This window comes from Microcystis sp. LE19-195.1E (assembly GCF_027532095.1).
GTDB lineage: Bacteria > Cyanobacteriota > Cyanobacteriia > Cyanobacteriales > Microcystaceae > Microcystis > Microcystis aeruginosa.
In genome coordinates this window covers 1-9,852 of the sequence record NZ_JAPZSZ010000216.1, presented here as the reverse complement: position 1 = coordinate 9,852, position 9,852 = coordinate 1, and the positions used below count along the sequence as shown (strand labels likewise).

12 protein-coding genes and 1 pseudogene are annotated in these 9,852 nt (G+C 42.3%); 8 read left to right on the top strand and 5 right to left on the bottom strand.

The genetic code is table 11. From position 1 onward, the window contains the following. The 5 genes and pseudogenes from O9300_RS12355 to O9300_RS12335 form a co-directional block, all read left to right on the top strand. Window positions 1-113, top strand: a 113-nt coding sequence (locus tag O9300_RS12355) for a transposase (protein ID WP_185237766.1), incomplete at its 5' end; no start/stop codon positions are given. A 25-nt stretch (window positions 114-138) separates the two neighbouring features. Then, window positions 139-729 (top strand): annotated as a pseudogene (locus tag O9300_RS12350) (ion channel); the annotation flags it as partial. A 185-nt stretch (window positions 730-914) separates the two neighbouring features. Beyond that, window positions 915-1,937 carry an oxygen-dependent coproporphyrinogen oxidase gene (hemF, locus tag O9300_RS12345; protein ID WP_002762975.1) on the top strand — a complete coding sequence of 341 codons (1,023 nt, stop codon included), beginning with the start codon at window positions 915-917 and terminating at the stop codon, window positions 1,935-1,937. A gap of 161 nt (window positions 1,938-2,098) precedes the next feature. After that, complete coding sequence (gene tilS / locus O9300_RS12340) at window positions 2,099-3,073, top strand: tRNA lysidine(34) synthetase TilS (RefSeq protein WP_287971903.1); 975 nt, start codon at window positions 2,099-2,101, stop codon at window positions 3,071-3,073. A gap of 322 nt (window positions 3,074-3,395) precedes the next feature. Beyond that, a complete protein-coding gene (locus O9300_RS12335) occupies window positions 3,396-5,696 on the top strand; it encodes an ATP-dependent helicase (protein ID WP_287971899.1) in 2,301 nt (766 codons plus the stop codon). On the opposite strand, the gene O9300_RS12330 is transcribed toward O9300_RS12335, so the two are convergent. Then, window positions 5,661-5,900 carry a DUF6737 family protein gene (locus tag O9300_RS12330; RefSeq protein WP_287971897.1) on the bottom strand — a complete coding sequence of 80 codons (240 nt, stop codon included), beginning with the start codon at window positions 5,898-5,900 and terminating at the stop codon, window positions 5,661-5,663. The two genes, O9300_RS12335 and O9300_RS12330, sit on opposite strands and share 36 nt — an antisense overlap. A gap of 126 nt (window positions 5,901-6,026) precedes the next feature. Here O9300_RS12330 and O9300_RS12325 point away from each other — a divergent pair, with 126 nt between their 5' ends. Together O9300_RS12325 and O9300_RS12320 are read left to right on the top strand one after the other, a co-directional pair. Continuing rightward, window positions 6,027-6,224 (top strand): hypothetical protein, encoded by a 198-nt coding sequence (locus tag O9300_RS12325; protein ID WP_287971896.1) that lies wholly within the window; start codon window positions 6,027-6,029, stop codon window positions 6,222-6,224. 147 nt (window positions 6,225-6,371) lie between these two features. Continuing rightward, complete coding sequence (locus tag O9300_RS12320; RefSeq protein WP_287971895.1) at window positions 6,372-6,713, top strand: hypothetical protein; 342 nt, start codon at window positions 6,372-6,374, stop codon at window positions 6,711-6,713. 34 nt (window positions 6,714-6,747) lie between these two features. Here O9300_RS12320 and O9300_RS12315 read toward each other — a convergent pair whose 3' ends face one another. From O9300_RS12315 to O9300_RS12305, 3 genes are all read right to left on the bottom strand, one after another. Further along, complete coding sequence (locus O9300_RS12315; protein ID WP_287971894.1) at window positions 6,748-7,629, bottom strand: 4-hydroxybenzoate solanesyltransferase; 882 nt, start codon at window positions 7,627-7,629, stop codon at window positions 6,748-6,750. A gap of 195 nt (window positions 7,630-7,824) precedes the next feature. After that, a complete protein-coding gene (locus O9300_RS12310; protein ID WP_002735494.1) occupies window positions 7,825-8,322 on the bottom strand; it encodes a DUF427 domain-containing protein in 498 nt (165 codons plus the stop codon). Between the two features lie 44 nt (window positions 8,323-8,366). Then, on the bottom strand, window positions 8,367-8,882 hold the full coding sequence (locus O9300_RS12305) for a DUF1499 domain-containing protein (protein ID WP_287971893.1): 516 nt from the start codon (window positions 8,880-8,882) through the stop codon (window positions 8,367-8,369). A gap of 70 nt (window positions 8,883-8,952) precedes the next feature. Between O9300_RS12305 and O9300_RS12300 the strand changes: the two genes are divergently transcribed. Next, window positions 8,953-9,156, top strand: coding sequence for a ssl0294 family protein (locus O9300_RS12300; protein ID WP_002762986.1), 204 nt, complete (start codon window positions 8,953-8,955; stop codon window positions 9,154-9,156). 73 nt (window positions 9,157-9,229) lie between these two features. Here O9300_RS12300 and O9300_RS12295 read toward each other — a convergent pair whose 3' ends face one another. Then, complete coding sequence (locus O9300_RS12295; RefSeq protein WP_287971891.1) at window positions 9,230-9,694, bottom strand: SRPBCC family protein; 465 nt, start codon at window positions 9,692-9,694, stop codon at window positions 9,230-9,232. Between the last annotated feature and the right edge of the window lie 158 nt (window positions 9,695-9,852).

The following is a 9,852-nucleotide window of genomic DNA, read 5'->3' as shown; positions in this document are numbered from 1 at the left end:
TGGTCGAGGGAATCAACAATAAACTTAAACTAATAAAACGGAGAGCCTATGGCTTTAGAAACTTTCGGAATTTTTGGGTTAGAAGTATGTTGTCTTGGCATCTTGTCTGTTGATTTAGCATAAAGGGTAACGAAGAGCCAGTATTTAATTCGGTTTTGGTGTGCGGAATCAAAAATAGGCTTTGTTTTTAATATTTTTTCCATTCTAGATTTATTGTCAATTTTGCCCCTATTTTTTGGTTTTTTTGATATTAGGTTTTTTAGAATTTTTCGCTGGTTTAGAATTTTGCGAGTGATTCGTTTTTTTGGTTCCGATCTCTCTATTTTTAGGATTAAAACTTCCGATCAGATAGTATTTACTCGCATATTACTAACTCTATTCTCGATTATTTTTGTCTATGCTGGTTTAATTTATCAGATCGAACACCCGATTAATCCTCAAGTCTATCGGACATTTTTTGATGCTTTTTACTTCGCCGTTGTGACCATGACTACCGTGGGATTTGGGGATGTAACTCCCCTTTCTGATGGGGGCAAAATGGTGACAGTTTTAATGATTTTAACGGGAGTTTTGTTAATTCCCTTGCAAATTAGCGATCTGACTAAACAACTATTAAAATCTGGCACTCAAATTGATTATCCTTGTCCAGATTGTGGTTTACCCCGTCACGATATAGATGCCAATTTTTGTAAAAACTGTGGGGCAAAACTCTTAAAAAAACCTGATTGAGACTAATTCTGGCGAAATTCAGGAGCCGGTCGTCAGGAGATTATTTTTATTTATTCTGCCCGCTTCCCCACTCCCCCACTTCCCAACCCCCAATCCGTCTAAATGTTAAGTTAAGTATCGAAGAGCGGCCGTTTCATCACCCAGTAGTAATATAATCACTGAGTTATCAACTTTGATCCTTGAGTATGACTGCATTCACCACAACCCCCACCCTTGCCAATTTGCCCGCCAGTGACAGCCGTAGCCGCGTCAGTGAATTTATGAAATCCCTACAGGATGAAATTTGTCAGGGATTAGAAGAAGTGGATGGACAAGCAAAATTTATCGAAGATAGTTGGCAACGGCCCGAAGGTGGCGGCGGACGTTCGCGAGTTTTGCGGGAAGGGGCAATTTTTGAACAAGCAGGGGTGAATTTTTCGGAAGTTTGGGGGAAAGAATTACCTCCTAGCATTGCCAAACAACGGCCCGAGGCTGCCGGTCATCAATTTTATGCCACGGGAACCTCGATGGTTTTACATCCTCACAATCCTTATATTCCCACGGTTCACCTCAATTATCGCTATTTTGAAGCAGGTCCGGTTTGGTGGTTTGGCGGTGGCGCTGATTTAACTCCCTACTATGCTTTTGAAGAAGATGCTAGTCATTTTCACCGCACTTTTAAACAGGTTTGCGACCAACATCATCCCGAATATTATCCCGTTTTTAAACGCTGGTGTGATGAATATTTTTATCTCAATCATCGTCAGGAAGCCAGAGGCATCGGCGGGATTTTCTTTGATTACCAAGACGGTTTAGACCCTCTCTATCGGGGTCCTTTTGCCGAAAGTGATGCCGCTATCTATTCAGAAAAATTATCTCCCCAACAACCCCGCAACTGGGAAGAAATTTTTAGTTTCATTAATGACTGTGGCCGGGCTTTTCTACCCGCTTATGTTCCCATTGTCCAGAAACGGCGCTCGACGGAATACGGTGACAGAGAACGTCAGTTTCAACTCTATCGTCGCGGTCGTTATGTAGAATTTAATTTAGTTTATGATCGTGGCACAATTTTTGGGCTGCAAACTAACGGTCGTACCGAGTCGATTTTGATGTCTTTACCTCCTTTAGTCCGTTGGGAATACTGTTATCAACCTGCACCAAACACCCCAGAAGCAAAACTCTATGATGTCTTCCTAAAACCCCAAGATTGGGTTAATTGGCAAGGTTAAATCAGTTATCAGTTATCAGTTATCAGTTATCAGTTATCAGTTATCAGATTATAGTTTTAAGTGGACAGTGTTAGGTGAAAACTTCGCTAATTTCTTTTCACTGATTACTGTTCACTGAAAATACTTCCCACACCCTTGTCAAGTAAATAAATCTAAAAATTTTGGCTAATTTTTGGACACCTCTCCATACTCGTCTGGAAACCACGGTGAAAAAGGGACAATTACTACCTAAAAATGCGTCTCTGTTAGTGGCATTGTCGGCAGGTCAGGATTCCCTTTGTTTAGGGCAATTATTGCTGGATTTGCGCCCTCGTTGGGGTTGGCAACTAGCGATCGCTCATTGTGATCACCGTTGGTCCCAGGACCGAGGATTAGTGGATCATGTGCAGAAAATCGCCGAAATTTGGCAATTACCCGTTCATGTTGCCACCGCACCCCCCATGGCGGAAACGGAAGCCAAGGCCCGACAATGGCGTTATCAAGCTTTACAAACAATCGCCCAAGAACAGGGTTTTAATTATCTTCTCACGGCACACACGAGGAGCGATCGAGCGGAAACTTTTCTTTATAATCTCACGCGCGGGGCGGGTAGTGATGGACTTTCTGCCTTAACTTGGTTGACAAGTTTAACCCCAGATATTTTTTTAGTCCGTCCCCTCTTAAATGTCACTCGCGGGGAAACTTTCGCTTTTTGTCAAAGTCGAGAATTACCGATCTGGTATGATCGAGCTAATGAGAATTTACGCTATGCTCGCAATCGCATCCGTCAGGAATTATTACCCTACCTGCAAACTAATTTAAATCCCCAAATCGAAAAACATCTCGCCCAAACTGCCGAAATTTTGGAAGCCGAAAGCGATTATTTAGATAGTATTGCCCGGGATATTTTTCGTCGGGTTATCGATCTAGATCAACAAAGACTCGATCGCTCCCCTTTACAAATTCTACCTCTAGCGATACAAAGACGGGTGATTCGTTTATTTTTAGCTCAATATTTACCCTCATCGCCTAATTTTGCCGAAGTTGAGTCAGTGGTTAATCTCATTACTGGTGTTAATCGCGATGCCACTTCCTCCTTAACCGGCAAAATTCGGGTAGAAGTACAACAAAATTGGCTACATATCAGTTATCAGTGATCAGATTACAGTTTTAAGTGGACAGTATTAGGTGAAAACTTCGCTACTGTCTTTTCACTGATTAAGTGGTTGGGTGGAATTAAATATAAGATGAACGTAGGTTGGGTTGAAGCATGAAACCCAACTCCCGCTCATGTTACGCTACCGCTAACCCATCCTACAAATAATTGTGCCTCCCTACTTACTGCTTACTGTTCACTGTTCACTGAAAAACCCCATCTCCCCATTCTAGTTATCTCTAGCTAACTTTTACAGCAATTGGTTTAAGAAGAAACTATAATTAGTAATACAATTAAACTAAAAATAAAATTGGCGTAGAATAATGAGCGAAACTAAAGTAATTAATCGAGAAAATTTACTGGTCAGTCTCCGGCAACAACTGCGCGCGGGACAACAGGAATTAGCCGATTGGCAAGGGGGAAAAATGGCCATTTCTGCGGTGCCGGGGGCGGGAAAATCCCACAGTTTGGCCGTAGCTGCCGCCATGGTTATTGCTCGTGAGCAACTTCATGCTAAAAAACAGTTAATTATTGTCACCTACACGCGCTCGGCTGCCGCTAGTATTAAAGCTAAAATTAAACAACGCTTGCAAGATTTACAACTTTCGGCCCAAGGTTTCAGCGTCCAAACTCTGCACGGACTGGCCCTACAATTGGCCCGTCGTTACCCGGAATTATCGGGATTAGACCTCGAATCTTCTACCTTAGTTATTCCGACTCCTAGCCACAGAATTATTAGAAACTCGGTGGAAAAATGGCTAATTGCCGACCCAATTCGTTATCAAAAGTTATTAGAAGGAGTGGAATTTGATGGGGAAGAAACAGAAAGATTACGCCGTCAATCGGTGCTGAGAACCGAAATTTTACCTAGTCTTGCCTATACGGCCATTCATGAGCTAAAAAGTTCGGGATTATCACCGCAGCAAGTTTGGGAATTAAGCCACTACACCGACGATAATTATCAAATTCTCGCTATTGCTAGTGGTTTGTACCAACAGTATGAAATCCTGATGCGTCAGAAAAACTATATAGATTATGATGACATGATTTTAGGAGCCTTGCGGGTATTAGAGGAAGAAAAAATTCGCCGACAATGGCAAAAATCTGTCTTTGGAGTCTTTGAAGATGAGGCACAGGATTCTAGTCCTCTCCAAGAAAAACTAATTACTATTTTAGCAAAAAATAATGACGGGGAAATACCTAATTTAATTCGCGTCGGCGATCCCAATCAAGCCATTAATTCTACCTTTACCCCCGCCGATCCTGTTTACTTTAATTGGTTTTGTGAAAGTTGTCAAAACGAAGGCAATTTATCCACTATGAACCAAGCAGGTCGCAGCAATACTAAAATTATTGAAGCTGCTAATTTAGTTTTACAATGGGTCGATCGAGATTGGAAACAGGGAAAAGATAATCATAAAGTTACCGAGGCTCCTTTTCGGGTTCAAGCGATTCTTCCCGTCAGCGCCGAAGATCCCCAACCTAATCCAGTTAAGGAGGGAAAAGGATTAGAAATTTATCAACCTGATGATATTTATCAAACAGTGGAATTAATTGAAAAACGTCTAGTTAAATTACTCCAAGAAAACCCTCAACATAATGCCGCTATCCTCGTTAGAGAAAATCGACAGGGACACTTTTTTGCTCAAAAATTTGCCCATTTTTATAAAAGTTATCAAATCAGAATTTTTGAAGCTAACGAGATTGATCGCTTTTCCCAAATTCCCGCCGAAATGCTGAAACTATTAGCTTTTGTCGAACGTCCCCACTCTCCTGATTATCTCAAAGCGGCTTTAGAAGTGCTACAATTTAGGGGTTTAATTACTGCCCAAGACTTAAATCCTTTAGTTACCTATCCCGAACAATTTCTTTATCCCACTCCCCTCGATCCCGAACTGAAATCTAACGAAAAAATCGCCCGTCGTTATTGCTGCAGTTTACTAAAAGCTAGATTAGAATTACCCCATTATCAACTCCTGTCTTTTTTCGCTATGACTCTCCAATATTCGGGGTCAGAATTAGCCACTTTGCAAAAATTAACCGCCCGTATTTATCAGGAAACTGCTGGTAATAGTTCTCTAAAAAATACAATCAATACTCTCAATGAAATTATCGCCTCTGAGCGCTTTGAAGGAGTGGAAGAAGATAACGACGATTGTTATACTCGTCCCGGACAACTGACGATTATTACTATGCACAAAGCCAAGGGTTTAGACTGGGATTATGTTTTTATTCCCTTTCTTCACGAAGATATTATCCCGGGCAAACCTTGGGTTCCCAATGGGGCGAAATTTTTGGCAGATTTTACCCTCGCAGAAGTGGCCCGGGCGCAAATTCGAGCAGCAGTTCATCAACGCTATTTAAACCCCGACAGCATACCAATTATTCCCCCACCTTTAAGCGCTTGGTTAGAAGCTGGACAACTTAAAAAAGCTGAAGAATACCGACTTTTGTATGTAGCGATGACGCGAGCAAAAAGACTTTTATGGATGTCGAGTGAAAAAAAAGCTCCTTTCCGTTGGAACACTTTTCGCGGAGATGAAAGTAGTCAATTACAGGATAAAAATCCCTGTCCTGTCTTTCCTGTTTTAATTAATGCTTTCCCCGATTCTTTCTGTGTTTAACTGTTGCTGCAGCGTCCGCGGATAAAGAATTAGGAAGACAAACCACCAGAGGAGTATAGGAATAGATAGGAGTAGAGTTAACCAGAGACGCTGGGTTAAAAACCAACAGCCAGCAATCAGGGTAATTCCTGTCAACAGAATCGACCAAGGTTGACACCAACGGGGTTTGTGGTCCCAAACGCTACTAGATTTCGAGTTGGACATTAGTTAAGGGGCGGTAATTTACTAACTTGATTTTATCGTACCTGACTATTCAGATAACTGCTACAATTTTGGGTAATTCTATCAATAGAGTTTCTTATCTCTAGACAAACTAAGCTAAATTTTCCTATGATTGATGTCTTTTACCCAATTCCCAAGCTGTTAGATACTATTCTGACGGAGATTTATGCCGAAAATCGCCGTAAACATGAAGAAAGAATGACCGAATTGCAAATAATCTCTAATTCTTCCCTTCGCGATGCCTACGCTCAACAGCTATTATTAGATCGATTTCTTGCCCCTGTGGAAAATGCTCAACATAAGTAGGGAGGCACAATCATTTGTAGGATGGGTTAGCGGTAGCGTAACCCATCGGGGCGTTGGGTTTCATGCTTCAACCCAACCTACGTTCATCTTATATTTAATTCCACCCACCTACTTAGTATTCAAAATGCCGCTAAACACGCTCAGTACATGGCAGAAGTAGTTAATTATTATCATCATGACCATGGCTGTAGTCAAGAGCAAGCTCAAGAAATATCCCGTCAATTTCGGGCTTTAGCGGTTAAAATTTCTCAAATTGACTCTCTTTACGATTTAAAAATCATTTATCAAGTGGTTACTGTTTTCACCCAGCAATTATCAAGATTTAAACACCGAGAAAGAAATTATTCTTGGGAAAGGGAAATCAGAAAGGGTATTTTAGATCCATTAAATACCTGCATTGCTGTGGAGAAAAATTTTCAAAGACGGGTAGCTTTGATGACTGGTGAACCCGCATCAGCTACGGTAATGGGATTATCAGAGTCAAAATAGACAAACTGACTCTACGGACATTCTTGGGGGAGTTTTAATACAAACTTCCCCCAATCATAGCCGCTAATAAAATAAAACCGACCCAAACATTTTGACCGAACATTTGACCATAAACTGGTTTAGGTAAGTCCGATTGACGTAACAGCCGGTATTGACGCAACCAAGCGATCACCGCTAGACCCAACCCTAGCCAAAAAAAGGCTGATAACTGCATTTTTTGCCCCTCCCAAGCCAATAAACCCACTGTCAGGGCAAAAAAGACCCCCACGGCTTCCGGAGCGTATTTGCCGAAAAATATGGCACTGGAGTTAATACCAACCTTGAGATCATCCTCTCGATCGGACAGAGCATAAATTGTATCAAATGCCAATGTCCAAAAAATCACCGCTCCCCATAATATAAATGTATTACTATTTAACGACCCGGTGACGGCACTCCAACAGATTAAAACGGCAAAACCCCAAGCGAGAGAAAGAACCAATTGGGGTACAGGAAAAAAACGCTTGGCGAGAGGATAGCAGATAATCAGGGGAACGGCGGCCACACATAGGCAAAAACTCAGGAAATTGAGATATAAAGCTAAAATTGCGGCACAAAAGAAAGCAATTAGAGCGATAATCAAACCAACCTTGATCGATAAAGCTCTGGCCGCTAAAGGACGGTTACGAGTGCGATCGACTTGTGGATCGATATCGCGATCCCAAAGATCGTTAACCACACAACCGGCGGCGCTAGTGGCCAAAGTTCCCAAAACGATCACCCCGATCAAGGGTAGCGGTGGCACACCGTCTGCCGCCAAAAATACCGCCCATAAAGCGGGAATCATCAAAATTAACCTACCTGCGGGTTTATCCCAGCGCAAGAGGCGAATAATCGTCATCCAAGTGGGTTCTAGATCGGGTTGGGATATAGTCATAATTTCTCGTAAAAAGTAGAAACTAGGAGTTAAGGGGGTGTGGGGTGTGGGGTGTGGGGTGTAGGGTGTAGGGTGTGGGGTTTTGGGGAGAAAATTAATTAATTTTGGCCAGTAGCTGCCTTTTGCCTTTTGCCTTTTGCCTTTTGCCTTTCCTAACCAAGAAGTTAATTTTGCACGACTACTTACTTAACGTGATTACCAGCCCCAACTATTGGGAACGCCTTTAAACGGACCCACCACATCGGAGGTTATCCATCCCCCGTAAAAGTTGCCAGGCTGCGGTTGTACTAATTCACCGTCGGCATAACAAGCGCTCATTTTCGCAGGATAAAAAGCCAGATAATTCTTAATTGCCTGAAACTCTGGTGTTGGATCCGGATAATACCAAGCGACGTTAATTGCCTGTTGATCCCCAACGGTGATATTGTAATATCCCGCTAGACCTTTCCACTCACAAAAAGACTTTTCTGCTGTGGCTTGCAGGTATTCCATTTTAATATCTTGGGGCGGTAGATAATAAACTGGAGGATGACTGGTTTCTAGAACTCGATAACTGCTTTTAGTATCGGCAATTATCACACCATTAAAGATGATTTTTAGGTGTTTAGGCGATAATTCTAGGCGCGGGGGACGAGGATAATCCCAGACGGATTCCTGTCCTGCTTTTGCTGGTATCGGTTGGGGACGAAACATAATTTTTCTTATATTATTCTCCGAGTCAGTTCACTGTTTACTGATTACTGTTTACTGATCACTGAAAAGAGTTTTCTCAGGGTTTCCACTCGTTCTCGATTGACATTTAAATCCGATTCTCCTAACCGGGAGGCCGAGCGAACATCGATCGCATTTTTGCTAGGATTGAGAGAAAATTCCACATCATCGACAAATCCCATCCATTGACTGCTAAATTCGGCGTAGAGATAGTTACTATCTTGGTTAATAATTTTAGTTCTCGGTTGGGAGGCGATAATTTTAGCTAATTGCTCGATCGCTTCTTTGCCGCTACCCTGATAACTAAGGGGTTCGATCGAATGAGCCTGATCCTGACTCTGACTGCTAACACAATTAGGAGTGACCGGACAAGGAGCCAGTTTACCCTCCCTGACTCCCAAATAATCGGGACGAGTACCGGCGAATAAACTAACGCTATCGGGAGCAATTAACCTAATTCCTAGCCAGATGAGCAGTATTCCTAGGAAAATAAACGGGGTTAGCCGGAAAGATTTTTTCACCGTGTTGGGAGTTTCAGTCATGCTAGTCTTACAGAATCACTTCAATTAACTTAACATTGATAGGTGTGACAATATCAGGAGATAGAATAAGATGTTTCTCGATGAATTACAACCCGTTGTTAAAGAACTGATTCAACAACCGATCGCTTTTTTCGGTGGTTTTGCCTCTGGATTACTGCGCTTGAAACTTTCGGACGATCCCCTCAAAAAATGGTTAGAACAGCAGGGATTAGTCAGTTTTAACGACAATAATCAGGATAATGGCAACGGTCCCCAGTCGATCTCGATCGATTAGGGATCAGGGGTTAGCTGTTGGGGGTGAGGGTATTCTCCCATCCCCAAAACCCCCCGCTTACCACCCCATCAGCTTAACTTGCTGCTGAAAGTAGATAAATTTCCTCGGCTACTCGTTTTAAGCGTCTTAATTGCGCTTCCATATCCTTTTTAGTCCATTTAGCGGCGAATTGCTGGAATCCCCACCCCACAACCGGATTAGGAATCGCAAACTCAAAACGATTGATTAGACAAGTGCCGCCATCATTGGGTTGACATTCCCAGCGATCGCATCCGCGAAAAAAGCCTTCAAATTGCCAGACAATTAACCCCGGTTCCCTCTCAATCACCGTACTTTTCAGCGTTGGCTGAATTAGGGGAATTTGAATCAAAAAACGACTTCTCCCACCGATATCGGTCTTCCAATCCCCGATAGGTTCACAAACTAACAATGGATTCAACCAACGACGCATTAACTCTAAATCCGTGATACAACGCTCTACCGTCGTGGCACTAGCTTTAATCTGAATTGATTGTTCAAATACTTGACAAGATGACATTGATCTGCTTATAAGTGGGTGGGTGGAATTAAATATAAGATGAACGTAGCGACTGTCTTGATTGTCAAGAGGTAATTCAAAAAAACTCAAGCAGTTGCCGTAAAACTCAAAATCTCAAGCCAGAAAAAAGCGCAGCAAAAACTAAGTCGCTCAGGTTA

Coding starts and splice junctions, on each gene's coding strand:
- O9300_RS12305 (WP_287971893.1), bottom strand. CDS start 8,882: ATGACTGAAACTCCCAACACGGTGAAAAAATCTTTCCGGCTAACCCCG.
- O9300_RS12295 (WP_287971891.1), bottom strand. CDS start 9,694: ATGTCATCTTGTCAAGTATTTGAACAATCAATTCAGATTAAAGCTAGT.
- O9300_RS12315 (WP_287971894.1), bottom strand. CDS start 7,629: ATGACTATATCCCAACCCGATCTAGAACCCACTTGGATGACGATTATT.
- O9300_RS12320 (WP_287971895.1), top strand. CDS start 6,372: ATGGCAGAAGTAGTTAATTATTATCATCATGACCATGGCTGTAGTCAA.
- O9300_RS12310 (WP_002735494.1), bottom strand. CDS start 8,322: ATGTTTCGTCCCCAACCGATACCAGCAAAAGCAGGACAGGAATCCGTC.
- O9300_RS12335 (WP_287971899.1), top strand. CDS start 3,396: ATGAGCGAAACTAAAGTAATTAATCGAGAAAATTTACTGGTCAGTCTC.
- O9300_RS12325 (WP_287971896.1), top strand. CDS start 6,027: ATGATTGATGTCTTTTACCCAATTCCCAAGCTGTTAGATACTATTCTG.
- hemF (WP_002762975.1), top strand. CDS start 915: ATGACTGCATTCACCACAACCCCCACCCTTGCCAATTTGCCCGCCAGT.
- O9300_RS12330 (WP_287971897.1), bottom strand. CDS start 5,900: ATGTCCAACTCGAAATCTAGTAGCGTTTGGGACCACAAACCCCGTTGG.
- O9300_RS12300 (WP_002762986.1), top strand. CDS start 8,953: ATGTTTCTCGATGAATTACAACCCGTTGTTAAAGAACTGATTCAACAA.